Below are 16,764 nucleotides of genomic sequence, written 5' to 3'. Positions count from 1 at the left end.
GATGGTTGAACGTGTGTTCAATATATACCTGCAGAACCAACAAGAGGAGGGCAACGGCATGGCAAAAGACCTTTCGTGGCAAGTCCCCGGGGATTCCGGGAACACCCTGCACATTGGCGCCTGGCGCTTCGAGGGTGACGGCGACGGCCCTCGGGTGCACCTGCAGGCCGGTGTGCATGCCGATGAAATCGCCGGGATGCTGGTGTTGCATCAACTGCTGCCGCGTTTGCAGGCCTGCCAGGATCAGGGCCGGCTCAAGGGCACGGTGACGGTGGTGCCCCAGGCCAACCCGTTTGGCATTGGCCAGTTTCGCCAGGGGCGGTTGTTGGGGCGGTTTCACGAAGCCACCGGGCAGAATTTCAACCGGGCGTTTGATCATTCATTGGCCATGGAGCGGCCGGCCAGCAACCTGGCGCAATGGCAGAAAAGCCTGGTGCAACTGGCCGCCGATGCTGACCTGGTGCTGGACCTGCACACCGATGATGAAGCCCTGCCATATCTCTACATCCACCGCAGCTTTTGGCCCGCGGGCCAGGTATTGGCGGCGGCGTTGCAGGTGGATGTGGTGATTGTCTGGGACGAGGGCGGTGATGGGTCGTTTGAGGAGACCATCATTGATCACGGGCAGCCGCGGTTGGCGGCGACGATTGAATTGCGTGGGCAGGCGGATGTGAGTGATGCCCTGGCCGGGCAGGATGGCGACGGGATCTGGGGTTGGCTTTGTGCCAGTGGGGTGATTGATGAGGCGCCGGTGATTGCTCAATGGCGGGGGCAGGTGGTGGACATGGGCTGCATGGAGACCATCCTGGCACCGTGTGCCGGGGTGTTGGTGTTTGAGAAAGGTTTGGGTGAACAGGTTGAAAAGGGTGAGCGGTTTGCGCGGATTATTCGGCGGCCTGGGGATTCGGCTTCTGAGGTTGTGCTGCATGCGGCGCAAACCGGGCGGATGGTGACGGGGCATCGGGAGCGGCTGGTTTCACAGGGTTCGGTGGTGGCCAAGTTTACCGGGACGCGGTTGTCTGAGGGGTACAGCGGGGGGGTGTTGGATCCTTAGGCGGGAGTACATATCCGTTTCTTCGGTTATGGCTGGTATTGGTTCCGCTCTTACAGCGGCTCACTTTTGAAAAGCGCAAAAGTAAGCAAAACGCTCTTGCCCCACCACTCGGCACCTCGCCCAGGCTCGGTGTGCCCTCACTCCGGCTTTGGACCGTGGGCCGCCGTCATGGGCCATCCCTGGCCCAGGACGGCTAACCCGGCGTCCTGCCGGGTTACCCACGCTCCAAAGCCTGCGTTCGGCCAGCGTGGTTTAACGGGGCGCCCAAGATCAAGATCAAAAGCAGATCAACAGCACAGCGGCCTACCGGCCGGCTTGAGTGTTGAAGAGCAAAATCAAAAGCTAAAGCGGGCACGGTTCAAATGTGGGGTGGCTTGCCTGCGATGGCATCGCCTCGGTGTGTCTGATGCACCGAGGTGTCTGCATCGCAGGCAAGCCAGCTCCCACAGAAAAGCAACTCTGCTTTCGCTCTGGACTTTGCCTTTGCTTTTAACACTCAGGTCGGCTTTCAGGCCGCCGTGCTCTTGCTTTTGATCTTGATCTTGCTCTGACTGCCCCAATAAGCCCGAGGCCGAACGCAGGTATTGCGGAGCGGGTAAACCGGCAGGACGCCGGTTTAGCCGCGCCGGGCCATGGATGGCCCGTCGCGGCGGCCCGCGGAGTAATGCCGGAGTGAGGGAACGCCGAGCCACAGCGAGGCGCCGACAGGCGGGGCAGAGCGCTTTGGTTACTTTGCCGCTTTTGCAAAGTGACTCGCTGTAAGAGCGAAACCATAAGCCGCCGTTACCCAAATAACGGATATGCCCCCAAAATTCCGCCGATATTCGATCTCGAAAACCACGGCCCCCTGGGACATCCCACCCGACAAGCGATCTTACTGCCACCCGCTGGTGCATGCTCTTGATTGCATGCAGCTTTTTGTGGCGAGGAAGCTCGCTCCCGTTGACCCGCATGACAGGCCAGGCAGCCTAATCAATAGCAAGCTAGCTAATTGGCGCATTAATTGCCTTGAAATATGGCAATTAGACATCACTCCCGGAGTCCGCCATGAGCAGCCTGTCGAGCAGCACGATGCAGTTATCTTCCGCCGAGAAAAGCTGGCTGCCCTGGTGGGGCAAGACCGGCAAGTTCGCCATGGGCTGGTCCTGCCACCTCAACCGCGCGGTGTACCCGGTGATGGAGCAAACCTTCGAGGCCATTGCCGAAACCCGGGTCAAACTCCTGCAAACCTGGACCCGCGAACAGTGGGAACACCTCAACGAACTGGCCACGACACTGGCCCGCGATTCCGTGCTCACCGACAACAGCCTGCTGCTGGAAAAACTGCACCAGGCCGGGGATTTCTCCGAGCTGTTTATCGTCGACCCAAAGGGCGAATTACTGGCGAGTACCTGGAGCCAGGCCAGTCACCGCGCGCTCAATCAACAAGCCCTGGCCGCCGGGCTCAAGGCGCCATTCCTCCACGGTCCCTACAGCGACCCGCTGACCTTGCAGATCGGCCCTTCGTCTTCGCGCTTCCATGACGAAGTGACCCTGATGTTCTACCAACCATTGACCCGCGAGGGCAGGGTGGTCGGCTGCCTCTGCGGTCGGGTGCCCAACGACATACTCGGGGATTTGATCCAGCGCGAGGCCGGGCATATCTTCCCCGAGTCCGGCGATAACTACCTGTTCATGGTGCAATCGCGCTTCGACCCGGCGCTGCAGCCGGGCATTGCGCTGTCCCGCTCACGCTTCGAGGACGGCACCTTCACCCACGGTGAAAATCTCAAGAGCGGCGTGCACACACCCTGGAAAACCGTACAGATCCAGCGCCATACCGAACTGGAATTGCGGTTTATCGACCCCGCCACCCAACAACTGCACCCCGGCGTGCGGGAAACCATCCGCAAGGGCTCGAACCTGTTTGTCACCTATCCCGGCTATTCCGACTACCGTCACATCCCGGTGGTGGGCAAGGGCGTGACCTTCGAACTGCCGGGCTCGCCGGATCGCTGGGGCATGATGTGCGAGGCCGACCTGGAAGAGGTCTACCGCCGGCGCTCCCTGAGCCACGGCTTGATGAAGCCCTATCTGGCGACCATGGCCGGCCTGTTTGCCTGCAACTTCCTGGTCCGTCACTACAGTGGTTTGCCCGCCGCCTGGACCGATGCGTGCGAGGTGCTGAGCATGGTCGTCGCGGCCTTGCTGTTCAGCCGCCTGGGCCCCAGGCGCCTGGCCGCACGCCTGAATGAAATGACCGAGGTCATCCGCACCATTGCCGAAGGCGAGGGCAACCTGCGCCAACGCCTGGACAGCGGGCGCATGGTCAACGACGAAACCGGCGACATGAGCCGCTGGATCAACAGCTTCATCGACCGCCTGGATTCGGTGGTCGGCCAGGTGGTCAAGGCCAGCCACAGCGTTGGCAACACCAACCAATTGATGCTCGGCCGCAGCGAGGCGGCCGGGTTGATGTCCCATGAAGTGGCCGACGCGACCCACCGCATGATGATCATCGTTGAAGAGCAACTGGGAGAAATCCAGCAAGCCTCGGTGAGCGCCGAGCAAATGAAGCAGGCCATGGACGAGGTGGTCAGCCGGGCCCGCGAGCAATTCCTCGCGGTACAGGTCGGCACCCAGTCGATTCGCGATGTGGTGCAGCGCTCCTCGGAAAGCGTGCAACTGCTGGACAGCCGCATGGCACAGATCAGCAACATCACCGGGTTGATCAGCGACATCACCAACCAGACCAACCTGCTGGCCCTGAATGCGGCCATCGAAGCGGCGCGGGCGGGCGAGCATGGCCGCGGTTTTGCGGTGGTGGCCGACGAAGTCCGCACCCTGGCGTCACGCACTTCCAAGGCAGCGGAAGACATTCGCCAGATGGTCGAGGGCCTGCAAGGCGAAACCCGCAAGGCCGTAGGCTTCATGGAAAACGGCGTGACCAACGTCGACAGCAGCCTGCGCCTGGCCGAGGACGCCTCCTCGGAGAACGTGCACCTGCACCAGGCGGTGGAGAGCATGTTCAGCATCATCCAGCAGCTCAACGCCCGCAGCCTCGACTATGGCAAGACCATCAAGCAGGTCAGCCACTCTTCGGAGCAAATGCGCCTGACCGTAGGGGTGTTGCAGACCAGCGCGGAAACCGTGCGGGTCAATGCCAACAAGTTGCAGAAGCTGGTGGGGTTGTTCGAAGTCAGTGAGGCTGCGGCCTGACCAGGCTGCGCTTATCCAGCAGCAGGCGCTCCAGCTCCTTCATCGGCAAAGGCCGGCTGAACAGATATCCCTGGATCTGATCGCAGCCGGCTTCCCGCAGAAACTCCAGCTGCGCCTGGGTTTCCACGCCTTCGGCCACCACTCGCAGCTTCAGGCTGTGGGCCAGTTCGATGATGGTGCGGGTGATAGCCGCGTCCTGCGGGTTGCTGGTGACTTCGCGGATAAACGCGATATCGATTTTCAGCGTATCAATCGGGAACCGCCGCAGGTAGGCCAGGCTGGAATAGCCGGTGCCGAAGTCGTCGATGGAGATCTTCACCCCCATCGCCCGCAGGCGCTGCAAGCTGGCGATGGTGTGCTGGGTGTTCTCCATCAGCGAGCCTTCGGTCAATTCAACTTCCAGCCAATGCGCTTCCACGCCGGCCTGGGCGAGGGACTGGGCGATATCGGCAATCAGGTCGCCCTCGATCAATTGATGCCCCGAAACGTTGACCGATACCTCCACCGCGCCCACCGTGCCGGATTGCCACGCTGCGATCTGGCGGCACACGTTGTCGATCACCCAACGCCCGAGCGTGACGATCAAGCCCTGGCTTTCCAGGATCGGTATGAAGACCGCTGGAGACACCGCACCGTAACCGGGCCGGTCCCAGCGCAGCAGGGCCTCGAGGGCGCACACCTGACCGTTGGCCAGTTCGACCTTGGGTTGGTAATGCAGCACGAATTCTTCGCGCTCGACCGCCAGGCGCAGGGCTTTTTCCAGGTCCAGGCGCGCCAGGTCATGCACATTCAACCGCGAGGACTCATTTTGGTGGTGTTGAAGTTGCTGCTCCAACAACTGGCTATGGTTTTTCAACCGATCGCCGTGGGCCTTGAGCCGCAGCAGGTTGCGTACCCGTAGCCACAACTCGACCCGCTCCACCGGCTTGCTGATGAATTCTTCAGCACCGGTTTCCAGGCCACTGAGCCGCGCGCTGGACTCACTCAATGCCGAAAGCATGATGATCGGAATGTTCGCCGTGGCCTGGTTGCCCTTGAGCTGGTTGGCCACTTCATAGCCGTCCATGCCCGGCATCATGATGTCCAGCAGGATCAAGTCCGGCGGCCGCTGCGCCACCAACTGCAAGGCTTCTTCACCACTGGCGGCGCTCACGGTCTGGTAACCCTCGTGGCGCAGCAGGGTTTCCAGCAGCTTGCGCACCTGGATTTCATCATCAACGATCAACAGCGTTGCGGGTTGGCTGGCCATGGAGAGGACTCAAGTCGAGGGAGTAATGTTCTTTTGCAGCAGCGTGTCGATCACCTGGTACAGCTCTTTGTAGCGCAGGGGCTTGATGATGTAGGCATCGCAGCCGGCCCGCAGGGTCTTGTCACGGTCTTCCTTCATGGCCATGGCCGTCAGGGCGATCACCGGGATGTGCGCGGTATGAGGGTCCTGCTTGAGCAGTGACGTGGCTGCCAGGCCGTCCATGCCCGGCAACTGGATGTCCATCAGGATCAATGCCGGTTGTTTTTCCCGGGCCAGGGTCAGCCCGGTCTCGGCATCGGCGGCCCACAACACGCTGTGGCCGGCGTTCACCAGCAACAGGCGGGCGAGGCGCATATTGGCCTCGTTGTCTTCGACGATCAGGATTTCGGCCATGGGGCCTCCGCATCTGCGGCACGGTGCAGCGGCAGCCACACCACAAATCGCGCGCCTTCGCCTTCGCGGCTGGCCACGGCGACACTGCCGTCGTGCAGGTCGGTGAGTTGCTTGACCATCGCCAGGCCCAGGCCCGTGCCTTCGAATTTGCGCGCCAGGCTGCTGTCGATCTGGCTGAAGGCCTTGAACAGCTTGCTCATGTCGTCCCGGGCGATCCCGATGCCGGTGTCGCTCACGCTCAATTCAAGGAACTGTTGATGCTCGCTGGGCTGCAGGGCAAAACCATAGGTGGGCCAGTCGCCGAGAACCTGCCCGACTTGTGCACGACTCACCTCGCGTACCGACAGGGTCACCGAGCCGCCGTGCTCGCTGAACTTCACCGCATTGGCCAGCAGGTTGTAGATGATCTGCTTGGTCTTGCGCAGGTCCAGTTCCAGCGCGCCGAAGTCGTCCGGGCTTTCGAGTTTCAACTGGATGCGCTGCAATGCGGCCTTTTCCCGCACGATCAGCAGGCTGTTGGCCAACAGGCCGGCCAACTCCACGGCTTCCAGTTCCAGGTCCATCATGCCGGCCTCGACCTTGGACAGGTCGAGGATGTCGTTGATCAGCGACAGCAAGTGCTGGCCGCTGGTGAAGATATCGCCGATGTACTCGCGCTGGATATCGCTCATGTCGCCCACCAGGCCGTCCTTGAGCGCCTCGGAAAAACCGATCACCGCATTCAGCGGCGTGCGCAGCTCGTGGGACATGGTGGCAAGGAACTCGGACTTCATGTGGCTGGCGTGTTCCAGCTCCAGGTTCTTCTCTTCCAGGGCGCGCTCAAAGCCTTTGCGTTGCGCCTCTTCCTGCTTGCGCGCGGTGTTGTCGGTGCCGATCAGCAGGTAGCCGATGATCGCGTCGTTGCGGTTGCGCAGGGCGGTCACCGACACCATGGCCGACAGGCGACTGTTGTCCTTGCGGATATAGGTCAGTTCGTAAATGTCTTCGATGCCCCGGGAGGCCTTGAACACCAGGGCCTCAAAGCCCGGCGTGATCGGTGTGTCCAGTTCCAGGCTGAGGGCAGCGGCGCGGGTGATCAGCTCGGCGGGGTCGGAAATGTCGGCCGGTGTGACGCGGTTCAGCACATCGGCGGCGGCGTAGCCAAGCATGCGTTCGGCGCCGACGTTGAAAATCTGGATTACGCCTTTTTCGTCGGTGGCGATGCTGGAGAAGTAGGCGCTGTTGAAGATCGCATCTTGCAAGGCGCCGGCCTTGAGCAGGGTTTTCTGGCGTTTGAATTCGACGATTTTTTCAGCCCGGGATTGCGGCTCCGCCGGGCTGTCGACTGAAGAGTTGTCCATCGTGCAGTGTTCCGTGAACTTCAGGCCCGACGCTGCCAAAGGCGGCGCCGCAGAGCATGCTCACAGAAGATCGCGCAGGCGCGATGAGGAGGAGATGAGGTCTTTGGACGATAGCAGATAAACCGCAACCGACAGGGATCGTAGTGGCCAAACGCGGTGTTATTTTTAAAAAAACACTCAATCGGATAGGTGAAGGTGGAAAAACGGCGGTTTTATCTGCAATTAGTCACTCCAGGTCGCTGGATGAACATTTATTCATCAGGTGAAACGTTTAATCAAACGATAAACGGCTGACGCAAGCGCTTGCGTAAGCAAATGTATCTGATTAGAGTCGGCAGCAATCAGGTCTGCCGATGACTGCCATTGGCAAACGCCCGAACACAACAATAATAAAACCAGGAGCTCAGTCATGAGCCTTGAACCCTTGCTTGAAATGCAGGGCATCAGCAAGACCTTCAACGGCCTGCGGGTGCTCAAGAACGTCAGCCTGAAGGTCTACCCCGGTGAAATCCACGCCTTGATGGGTGAGAACGGCGCCGGCAAATCGACCTTGATGAAGATCCTCTCCGGTGCCTACCAGGCCGACGACGGCGGCACCATCCGCATCGATGGCCAGCCCGTCGCCAGCTACAACCCAGCCTCCGCCAAAGCCCTCGGCATTGCCGTGATCTACCAGGAACTGAGCCTGTGTCCGAACCTCACGGTGGCCGAGAACATTTACCTGGGCCGTGAACTGCGCCGTGGCTGGACCATCGACCGCAAGGGCATGGAAGCCGGGGTGGCCGAGGTGCTGGCAAGGCTTGGTGCGGAGTTTCTGCCCACCACCCGCGTCGCCAGCCTGTCCATCGCCGAGCGCCAACTGGTGGAAATCGCCCGGGCCTTGCATGCCCACGCAAAAATCCTGGTGATGGACGAGCCCACCACGCCGCTGTCCTCCCGGGAGACCGACCGCCTGTTCGCGCTGATCAAACAGCTGCGCAGCCAGGGCCTGGCGATCATCTACATCAGCCATCGCATGGCGGAAATCTACGAGCTGTCGGACCGGGTCTCGGTGCTGCGGGACGGCGAGTACGTCGGCGAACTGGCGCGGGACGTGCTGTCGGCCGAAGTGCTGGTGAAGATGATGGTGGGCCGCGACCTGTCAGGTTTCTACAAGAAGGAACATGCGGCCTACGACCCCGGCCAGGTGGTGATGCGCGTGCGTGACATGGCCGACGGCAAGCGCGTGCGCAACTGCAGCTTTGACCTGCACGCCGGTGAAGTGCTGGGCATCGCCGGCCTGGTGGGCGCCGGGCGTACCGAACTGGCACGGCTGATCTTTGCCGCCGACCCACGCACCTCCGGCACCCTGGAGGTGGTCGGCAAAACCGTGACCCAACTGCGCAACCCGGCGGATGCGATTCGTGCCGGTGTCGTCTACCTCACCGAGGACCGCAAGGCTCAGGGTCTGTTTCTCGACATGAGCGTGGCCGACAACATCAACGTCTGTGCGTGTGTGCCGGATGCCCATGCCGGTGGCGTGCTCGACCGTGGCCACGCCGCACAACGCTCACGCGATGCGATCAAGTCCCTGTCGATCCGCGTGGTGTCGGGCAAGGTCAACGTCGGCGCGTTGTCCGGTGGCAACCAGCAGAAAGTGCTGCTGGCACGGCTGCTGGAGGTCAAGCCGCACGTACTGATCCTCGACGAGCCCACCCGTGGCGTGGACATAGGCTCCAAATCCGAGATCTACCGCATCATCAACCAGTTGGCCAAGGCCGGCGTAGGCATCGTGGTGATCTCCAGCGAACTGCCGGAAATCATCGGCACCTGCGACCGCGTGCTGATCATGCGCGAAGGGCAACTGGTGGCCGAAGTGGGCGGGGCATCGGGGCTGGATATTTCCCAGGAGGCGATCATCGACCTCGCCACCGGCAGCGAACAGGTGGCCGCCCATGGCTAATTCAACGACAAGCGGGAGCAACACCATGACTGTGGCAACGATCGGCAAGGCTGAGCGTATTCGCGAACTGATGCGCACGGTGGGCATGTTGCCGGTGCTGGTGCTGCTGCTGGTGGGTTTTGCCCTGGCCAGCGAAAACTTCATGACGGTGCAGAACCTGTCGATCATCACCCAGCAGGCGTCGGTCAACGTGGTGCTGGCGGCGGGGATGACCTTTGTGATCCTCACGGCGGGCATCGACTTGTCGGTGGGAGCGATTCTTGCGGCTTCGGCTGTGGTTGCGTTGCAAGCGTCGATGTCACCGCAGTTCGGCATGTTCGGGATTGCCGCCGGGGTTGGCTTCGGCCTGTTGCTGGGCCTGGTCAACGGCGGCCTGATCGCCTTCATGCGCCTGCCGCCGTTTATCGTCACCCTCGGTGCGCTGACCGCCATGCGCGGTTTGGCACGCCTGTTGGCCGACGACAAAACCGTGTTCAACCCTGATTTGCCGTTTGCCTTTATTGGCAACGATTCGGTGCTGGGCGTGCCCTGGCTGGTGATCATTGCCGTGGCCGTGATTGCGCTGTCGTGGTTCATCCTGCGGCGCACGGTGATGGGGGTGCAAATTTACTCCGTGGGCGGCAACCCGGAAGCGGCGCGGCTGTCGGGGATCAAGGTGTGGAAGGTCCTGCTGTTCGTCTATGCCATGTCCGGTGCGTTGGCCGGGTTGGGCGCGGTGATGAGCGCGTCACGCCTGTTCGCCGCCAATGGCCTGCAGTTGGGGCAGTCCTATGAGCTGGATGCGATTGCCGCAGTGATCCTCGGCGGCACCAGTTTTACCGGCGGCGTCGGCACCATCGGCGGCACGCTGATTGGCGCGCTGATCATCGCGGTATTGACCAACGGCCTGGTGCTGCTGGGCGTCTCGGATATCTGGCAGTACATCATCAAGGGCATCGTGATCATTGGCGCGGTAGCGCTGGATCGCTATCGCCAGTCCGGTGCGCGGACCTGATTTCACTCAAACAACAATCACAAGAGAGTCATCATGAACTTCAAACGCATGTTTCCTGTTGTCGCCTCCCTGGGCGTTGCCGTGTTGATGTCCCAAGCCGTAGAAGCCCGTGAACTGAAAGCCATCGGCATCAGCATGGGTTCCCTGGGCAACCCGTATTTCGTGACCCTGGCCGACGGTGCCACGGCTCGGGCCAAGGAGCTGAACCCGGCGGTGAAAGTCACCTCGGTGTCGGCCGACTATGACCTGAGCAAGCAGTTCTCGCAGATCGACAACTTCATCTCGTCCAAGGTCGACCTGATCCTGCTCAACGCCGTGGACCCATCGGCCATGGCCTCGGCGATCAAGAAAGCCCGTGACGCCGGGATCGTGGTGGTGGCGGTAGACGTCGATGCGAAGGGCGTGAATGCCACCGTGCAGACCGACAACGTCGAAGCCGGCAAACTGGCCTGCCAGTTCATCGTCGACAAGCTCTCGGGCAAGGGCAACGTGATTATCCAGAATGGCCCGCAGGTCACCGCCGTGACTGATCGCGTCAAAGGCTGTAAAGCCGCGCTGGGCAGTGCGCCGGATATCAAGGTGCTGTCTGATGACCAGGACGGCAAAGGCTCCCGTGAAGGCGGCCTGAACGTGATGCAGGGCTACCTGACACGCTTCCAGAAAATCGACGGCCTGTTCGCGATCAACGACCCGCAAGCCATCGGCAGCGACCTGGCCGCCAAGCAGCTGAAACGCAGCGGCATCATCATCACCTCCGTGGACGGCGCGCCGGATATCGAGAATGCCCTGAAGACCGACACCCTGATCCAGGCTTCCGCCAGCCAGGACCCATGGGCCATGGCCCAGACGGCTGTCAACGTCGGCAATGACATTCTCAATGACAAACAACCTGCCGAAGCGGTTACCCTGCTGCCGCCAAAACTGATCACCCGCGACAACGTCGGTTCCTACAGCGGTTGGTCCAGCAAACATTAAAGCGCGCAGGAGTGAGCACCGTGGCAACCATGGAGGATGTGGCAAGAATTGCAGGGGTGTCGACGTCGACGGTTTCCCACGTCTTGAACGGCACCCGCAAGGTCAGCCCGGACACGGTGCAAGCGGTGCAGAGCGCGATCCGGCAGTTGGGCTACATCCCCAACACGCTGGCGCGCTCCCTGGCCCGGTCCACCACCAATACCATTGGCGTGGCGATCTCGGCGCTGTCCAACCATTACTTCAGTGAAACGGTGCACGCGATTGAAACCGAGTGCGCCAAACACGGCTACATGATGCTGTTTGTCGATACCCACGACGATCCCGAACAGGAACTGCGTGTGGTCACGGCGCTGCACCATCGGCGGGTGGACGGCATTCTGCTGGCGCCGTCTACCGGTTCGCTGGCCCTGGAATACCTGCAGGCCAATCAAGTGCCGGCGGTGCTGGTGGACCGGATGATGTGTGATCGTTTCGATCAGGTCGGGGTGGAAAACACCCAGTCGACCCAGGCCCTGGTGGCGCACTTGATCGGCCATGGACACCGGCGCATCGGCTTTATTTCCGGGCGCGCGGGGCTCGGCACTTCCGATGAGCGCGTGGCCGGCTATCAAGCCGCGTTGCAGGCGGCAGAGTTGGTGTTTGACCCGCAATTGCTGGTCAACGGTGGTTCCAGCAGCGAGCCGGCACGGCAAGCGACCGCGCAGTTATTGGCCCTGGCAACACCGCCCACGGCAATCATGGCGGGCAACAACCTGATGACCCTGGGTGCGATGCACGCCTTGCGTGATGCGAATATCGACGTGCCCGGGCAGATGGCCCTGGTGGGCTTCGATGATTTTGACTGGGCGGATTTCTTCGTGCCACGCCTGACCCTGATCGCACAGCCGGTCCAGGAACTCGGCGCCCGGGCGGTCAACCTGCTGCTTGAGCGCATGGCGTCGCCCAAGCGTAAAACACACAGCGTGCGGCTCGCGCCCACCCTGAAGATTCGTAACTCATGCGGCTGCCCCTGATATGAACAACGCGGTTTCCCTTGGCATTGATCTCGGCACTTCGGAACTCAAGGCGATCCTGATGGACGAGCAAGGCAACGTCCTCGCCCATGCGGGCGCGCGGCTGACGGTCTCGCGCCCGCACGCAGGCTGGTCCGAGCAGGCGCCTGAGGATTGGTGGCAAGCATGCCTGAAGGCCCTGGACCAACTGCGCACTGATCAGCCGGATGCCTACGGCCGTGTCGGCTGCATCGGGTTGTCCGGGCAGATGCACGGGGCGGTGTTGCTGGGGCAAGACGACCGGGTGTTGTACCCGGCGATTCTCTGGGATGACTCCCGTGCCATGGCCCAGGCTGAAGCCTTGGGCAGTGAGTTTGCCGACGTCACCGGCAGCTTGCCGATGGCCGGTCTCACGGCGCCCAAGCTGCTGTGGTTGCAGGAGCATGAACCGGCGGTATTCAGCGCCATTGATTGCGTGCTGTCGCCCAAGGACTACCTGCGCCTGCGCTTGAGTGGTGAGCGCGTGAGTGATGTGTCCGATGGTGCGGGGACGTTGTGGCTGGATGTGGCCAACCGCGAATGGTTTGAACCGATGCTGCAGGCCACGGGTTTGCGGTTGGCGCAGATGCCACGGCTGGTAGAAGGTGGCGCGGCCAGTGCTTGTTTGAATGCGGCTGCGGCGGGGCGACTGGGCTTGGCCGAGGGCCTGGTGATTGCCGGCGGTGGCGGGGACAACCCGGTGGCGGCGGTGGGCATAGGGGCGGTGAATGCGGGTGATGCGTTTATCACCCTCGGTACGAGTGCGGCCATCGTGGCGATTACTGATCACTCGGCGGGGAATCCGGCGAGTGCGGTGCATAGTTTTTGTCATGCGTTGCCTGGGCGTTGGTACACCATGGGGGCGATGTTGGCCGGGGCCAGTTGCTTGCGGTGGGTGACGCGGTTGACGGGGTCGGTTGATGAGCAGGCGTTGCTGAATCGGGTGCAGGCCGAGTTGCCGATCGGGCAGGGCGTGCCGGTTTCCAATCCGTTGTTTTTGCCGTATTTGGCGGGGGAGCGTACGCCCCATAACGACCCGTTGTTGCGGGGTGGTTTCATGAGCCTGGGGCATGACTGCACGCCGGCCATGCTGGGGTATGCGGTGATGGAGGGCGTCGGGTTCGGGTTGCTGGATGCATTGAATGCAGTGCAGTCGGCCGGGGCCACGGTGGGGGCTTGTGCGTTGGTGGGTGGTGGGGCGCGCAGTGAGTATTGGGCGCAGTTGTTGGCCAATATTCTTGGGCGGGAGATTTATACGTTGCATGGCAGTGAGTTGGGGGCGTGTATTGGTGCAGCGAAGTTGGGGTTCCTGTCGAGTGGGCAGGGCGCGGCGCTGTTGCAGGCGGGGATGCCGGTGAAGCAACGGTTTTTCCCGGACGGCGCTCAACAGGCTGTTTTGCAGGCACGTTATTTGAAGTTTCGGGGGTTGTTGGGGGCGGCTAAGGCTTTGCACGATTAGGGAAGTTTTGGGTGTATATCCGTTATTTGGGTAACGGCTGCTATTGGTTCCGCTCTTACAGCGGCTCACTTTTGAACAGCGCAAAAGTAAGCAAAACGCTCTTGCCCCACCACTCGGCACCTCGCTTAGGCTCGGTGTGCCCTCACTCCGGCTTTGGACCGTGGGCCGCCGTCATGGGCCATCCCTGGCCCAGGACGGCTAACCTGGCGTCCTGCCAGGTTACCCACGCTCCAAAGCCTGCGTTCGGCCAGCGTGGTTTAACGGGGCGCCCAAGATCAAGATCAAAAGCAGATCAAGAGCACAGCGGCCTACCGGCCGGCTTGAGTGTTGAAGAGCAAAATCAGAAGCTAAAGCGGGCACGGGCCAAATGTGGGAGCGGGCTTGCTCGCGAAGGTCGTTAACGATGACGCGGGCATTCTGAATGAACGCGGCGCTCTCAGGTTTTTCGCGAGCAAGCCCGCTCCCACAGAAAAGCAGATCTGTTTTCGCTCTGGTCTTTGCTTTTGATTTTGATCTGACTGCCCCAATAAGCCCGAGGCCGAACGCAGGTATTGCGGAGCGGCGGCCCGCGGAGCAATGCCGTTTGGTGGACTTTGCCGCTTTTGCAAAGTGACTCGCTGTAAGAGCGAAACCATACGCCGCCGTTACCCAAATAACGGATATGTACCCAATCACTGAGCTGGCTTGCAGGCATGGCATCAGGTTTTTGCAGCCAACTCCCGCAGCACCTTGAGCAATGTGGTCTCACCCTTGACCACGTCCGCCTGCTCAAAGCAGATCCAACCTTCGTTAAACCCATCAATCATGCGCATGCGCGGCATTGGATTCTGCGCGCCTTGCTCACGAAACATCGGCTCCCACGCATCGCGAGGCACCACCTGTGCTGTCACACCACGACCAAGCACTTCGGTCAACGTGCGAGCGATGTCGTTCGGGCTGACCCATTGGCCTTCCAGCTCAACTACCCGACGCCCGCTCCAGTGTTGCTGCAACAATTGCGCAGCGAGGCGGCCGACGTCGGCGGTGGCGATCATCGGTACGGTCTTATCCAGCGGTTGCAGGAAGCTGTGGATCACCCCGTGCTCGCGGGCGGCCAGCACGTCATAGGCCGAGTTCTCCATAAACCAGCCCGGACGCAAAAAGGTCACCGGCACGTTCAACGCGCTCAGCGCCTGTTCCATCAAGGTGCGTTGGGTCAGCAGATTCAGGTGCTCGGCCTGGGCGCCAATGGTCGACAGGCAAACAACTTTCTGCGGGGCCGCCGCTTCAATGGCCTGAGCGACGGCGGCAATCACCTTGCGCGCCTCGGGAAAACCCGGCTCCGGGTCGAAATCCGAAGGCGGCAGGATGAACACGCCGGTGGCACCCTTGAATGCTTCAGTGAGGGCCGCAGCGTCGTCCATATTGGCGATGGCGACCTCGCAACCAAGGGCGGCCCATACGGCGCCTTTGCCGGCATCGCGAATGACTGCGCGCACGGGTTGACGATCGTTGAGGAGAAAGCGCGCGAGGGCGCCGCCGACTTTGCCTGTGATTCCGGTGATGACATACATGGTGTTTACGCCTGTTGTTCCAATGTGTGGATCAAGCATAAACACCGCCCTGGATTGACAGAATAGCGATCCCGTCACTGCATCAGTGACTCAGAATCATGAATCACTCAGTGGTGGCAATCGGCGTTTTACCGGGGTTTTCTTGACGATGGCGGTGTTGGTTTCGGCGTAAGCGTTGAGCTTATCCAGCAGTGTGTCGAGTTGGTCCATGGTGCGCACATGCAGGCGTGCGATGAAGCAGTCATCGCCGGTCACTTTGTCGCATTCGGTGAACTCGGGGATCGCCTGGATCTGGCGCTCCACCTCCTGCAGTTTCCCGGGCAGTGGGCGGATGCGCACGATGGCTTGCAGCAGATAGCCAAAATGTTTGGGGTCGATGTCCACGGTGTAGTTCTTCAACACGCCACGCTCTTCCAGCCGTCGCAACCGCTCGCCGACGCTGGGGGAGGACAGGCCGGTGATACCCGCCAAGGCCTTGAGGGACAGGCGCGAATCGTCCATCAGCGCGGCGATCAGTTGCTGGTCAATGCTGTCAATCATGGTCGCTCCGAAAGCGATTGCTCAGGTTTGCCTAATAAGAATAGGCGAAATGAAAGGTTCGCCTTATTTAGAATATGGAGTCGCTACAGGCCAGATTGCCATAATTGAGCCTCACTTGAGGAGCTCAATCATGGACAAATCCATACGTCGCGGTTCATGGGAAATGGTCGCCGCCATGCTCATATCCGGCACCATCGGCTGGTTCGTGCTGGTGTCGGGAGTGCCGGTGGTGGAAGTGGTGTTCTGGCGCTGCGTGATCGGCGCGCTGACGTTGCTGGTGGTGTGCTGGCTGCTCGGCTATCTGCGCCTGGACTTGCTGGACTACACCAAACTCGGGCTGGCGATGCTCAGCGGCGTGGCGATCGTGGGGAATTGGTTGCTGCTGTTCGAGTCCTACGCCAGGGCATCCATTTCCATCAGTACAGCGGTGTATAACGTGCAGCCGTTCATGCTGGTGTTGCTGGCGGCAGTGTTCCTGGGCGAGAAAATCACCGTGCAGAAGCTCGCCTGGCTGAGCGTGGCGTTCGTGGGAATGCTGGCGATTGTCACTGCCCATGGCGATCAGTCAAATACCGGGGATGACTATCTGGTGGGCGTGGCATTGGCGCTAGGTGCGGCGTTTTTGTACGCGATTGCCGCGCTGATCATCAAGCGCTTGAAGGAGGTGCCGCCGCATTTGATGGCGTTGATCCAGGTGACCACGGGCGCCTTGCTGCTGGCTCCGCTGATGCAGTGGCACAGCCTGTCTGCATCGATGGATGCCTGGGCGGCATTGCTGACCCTGGGCGTTGTGCATACCGGCTTGATGTACGTGTTGCTGTACGGCGCGATCCAGAAGTTGCCGACGGCAATTACCGGGGCGCTGTCATTCGTCTACCCGATCGCAGCAATCTTCGTCGACTGGATTGCCTTTGGGCATCGGCTGGGCTGGCTGCAATGGCTGGGCGTAGCGGCCATTCTGCTGGCAGCGGCAGGATTGCAGCGGGGTTGGTGGTGGCGTTCGAAAACAGCGGTGAACGTCACGCCGTAGCATGAC

13 protein-coding genes are annotated in these 16,764 nt (G+C 61.2%); 8 read left to right on the top strand and 5 right to left on the bottom strand.

What is annotated here, in order from left to right; genetic code table 11:
* Positions 1–58 precede the first annotated feature (58 nt).
* Entirely contained in the window at positions 59–1,054 is a 996-nt protein-coding gene (locus QF039_RS11790; protein ID WP_307518248.1) for a succinylglutamate desuccinylase/aspartoacylase family protein, read from the top strand.
* A gap of 1,047 nt (positions 1,055–2,101) precedes the next feature.
* Positions 2,102–4,252, top strand: a complete 2,151-nt coding sequence (locus QF039_RS11785; RefSeq protein ID WP_177037383.1) for a methyl-accepting chemotaxis protein — start codon at positions 2,102–2,104, stop codon at positions 4,250–4,252.
* Here the strand turns inward: QF039_RS11785 and QF039_RS11780 are convergent.
* From QF039_RS11780 to QF039_RS11770, 3 genes are read right to left on the bottom strand one after another with little or no spacing between them, the layout of a single operon-like run.
* Positions 4,233–5,501: an EAL domain-containing response regulator gene (locus QF039_RS11780; RefSeq protein WP_003209700.1), complete on the bottom strand. Its 1,269-nt coding sequence runs from the start codon at positions 5,499–5,501 to the stop codon at positions 4,233–4,235. The two genes, QF039_RS11785 and QF039_RS11780, sit on opposite strands and share 20 nt — an antisense overlap.
* Positions 5,502–5,510: 9 nt before the next feature.
* Positions 5,511–5,894: a response regulator gene (locus QF039_RS11775; RefSeq protein WP_008430409.1), complete on the bottom strand. Its 384-nt coding sequence runs from the start codon at positions 5,892–5,894 to the stop codon at positions 5,511–5,513.
* The gene (locus QF039_RS11770; protein ID WP_307518245.1) at positions 5,879–7,234 is read right to left on the bottom strand and encodes a HAMP domain-containing sensor histidine kinase; all 1,356 of its coding nucleotides are present in this window, start codon (positions 7,232–7,234) and stop codon (positions 5,879–5,881) included. Before QF039_RS11770 ends, QF039_RS11775 begins: the two co-directional genes overlap by 16 nt.
* A 409-nt stretch (positions 7,235–7,643) precedes the next feature.
* Here QF039_RS11770 and QF039_RS11765 point away from each other — a divergent pair, with 409 nt between their 5' ends.
* From QF039_RS11765 to xylB, 5 genes are read left to right on the top strand one after another with little or no spacing between them, the layout of a single operon-like run.
* Positions 7,644–9,176: a sugar ABC transporter ATP-binding protein gene (locus QF039_RS11765; RefSeq protein ID WP_307518242.1), complete on the top strand. Its 1,533-nt coding sequence runs from the start codon at positions 7,644–7,646 to the stop codon at positions 9,174–9,176.
* Between the two features lie 25 nt (positions 9,177–9,201).
* On the top strand, positions 9,202–10,170 hold the full coding sequence (locus QF039_RS11760) for a hypothetical protein (RefSeq protein WP_003209708.1): 969 nt from the start codon (positions 9,202–9,204) through the stop codon (positions 10,168–10,170).
* Between the two features lie 33 nt (positions 10,171–10,203).
* A complete protein-coding gene (locus QF039_RS11755; protein WP_258346063.1) occupies positions 10,204–11,145 on the top strand; it encodes an ABC transporter substrate-binding protein in 942 nt (313 codons plus the stop codon).
* Positions 11,146–11,165: 20 nt separating this feature from the next.
* Entirely contained in the window at positions 11,166–12,158 is a 993-nt protein-coding gene (locus tag QF039_RS11750; protein ID WP_307518237.1) for a LacI family DNA-binding transcriptional regulator, read from the top strand.
* A 1-nt stretch (position 12,159) separates the two neighbouring features.
* A complete protein-coding gene (gene xylB / locus QF039_RS11745) occupies positions 12,160–13,635 on the top strand; it encodes a xylulokinase (protein ID WP_307518235.1) in 1,476 nt (491 codons plus the stop codon).
* 698 nt (positions 13,636–14,333) lie between these two features.
* Here xylB and QF039_RS11740 read toward each other — a convergent pair.
* A complete protein-coding gene (locus QF039_RS11740; protein WP_307518233.1) occupies positions 14,334–15,188 on the bottom strand; it encodes an NmrA family NAD(P)-binding protein in 855 nt (284 codons plus the stop codon).
* A 96-nt stretch (positions 15,189–15,284) separates the two neighbouring features.
* A complete protein-coding gene (locus tag QF039_RS11735) occupies positions 15,285–15,728 on the bottom strand; it encodes an Lrp/AsnC family transcriptional regulator (RefSeq protein ID WP_003217805.1) in 444 nt (147 codons plus the stop codon).
* A 130-nt stretch (positions 15,729–15,858) separates the two neighbouring features.
* On the opposite strand from QF039_RS11735, the gene QF039_RS11730 reads away from it, so the two are divergent.
* Positions 15,859–16,758 (top strand): DMT family transporter, encoded by a 900-nt coding sequence (locus QF039_RS11730; protein WP_307518230.1) that lies wholly within the window; start codon positions 15,859–15,861, stop codon positions 16,756–16,758.
* Positions 16,759–16,764: the final 6 nt, after the last annotated feature.

It is taken from the genome of Pseudomonas sp. W2I6 (assembly GCF_030815935.1).
In the GTDB taxonomy this organism is placed as follows: domain Bacteria; phylum Pseudomonadota; class Gammaproteobacteria; order Pseudomonadales; family Pseudomonadaceae; genus Aquipseudomonas.
This window is presented reverse-complemented; position numbering and strand designations above follow the sequence as displayed.

Coding starts and splice junctions, on each gene's coding strand:
- QF039_RS11740 (WP_307518233.1), bottom strand. CDS start 15,188: ATGTATGTCATCACCGGAATCACAGGCAAAGTCGGCGGCGCCCTCGCG.
- QF039_RS11790 (WP_307518248.1), top strand. CDS start 59: ATGGCAAAAGACCTTTCGTGGCAAGTCCCCGGGGATTCCGGGAACACC.
- xylB (WP_307518235.1), top strand. CDS start 12,160: ATGAACAACGCGGTTTCCCTTGGCATTGATCTCGGCACTTCGGAACTC.
- QF039_RS11760 (WP_003209708.1), top strand. CDS start 9,202: ATGACTGTGGCAACGATCGGCAAGGCTGAGCGTATTCGCGAACTGATG.
- QF039_RS11755 (WP_258346063.1), top strand. CDS start 10,204: ATGAACTTCAAACGCATGTTTCCTGTTGTCGCCTCCCTGGGCGTTGCC.
- QF039_RS11785 (WP_177037383.1), top strand. CDS start 2,102: ATGAGCAGCCTGTCGAGCAGCACGATGCAGTTATCTTCCGCCGAGAAA.
- QF039_RS11765 (WP_307518242.1), top strand. CDS start 7,644: ATGAGCCTTGAACCCTTGCTTGAAATGCAGGGCATCAGCAAGACCTTC.
- QF039_RS11780 (WP_003209700.1), bottom strand. CDS start 5,501: ATGGCCAGCCAACCCGCAACGCTGTTGATCGTTGATGATGAAATCCAG.
- QF039_RS11735 (WP_003217805.1), bottom strand. CDS start 15,728: ATGATTGACAGCATTGACCAGCAACTGATCGCCGCGCTGATGGACGAT.
- QF039_RS11770 (WP_307518245.1), bottom strand. CDS start 7,234: ATGGACAACTCTTCAGTCGACAGCCCGGCGGAGCCGCAATCCCGGGCT.
- QF039_RS11730 (WP_307518230.1), top strand. CDS start 15,859: ATGGACAAATCCATACGTCGCGGTTCATGGGAAATGGTCGCCGCCATG.
- QF039_RS11775 (WP_008430409.1), bottom strand. CDS start 5,894: ATGGCCGAAATCCTGATCGTCGAAGACAACGAGGCCAATATGCGCCTC.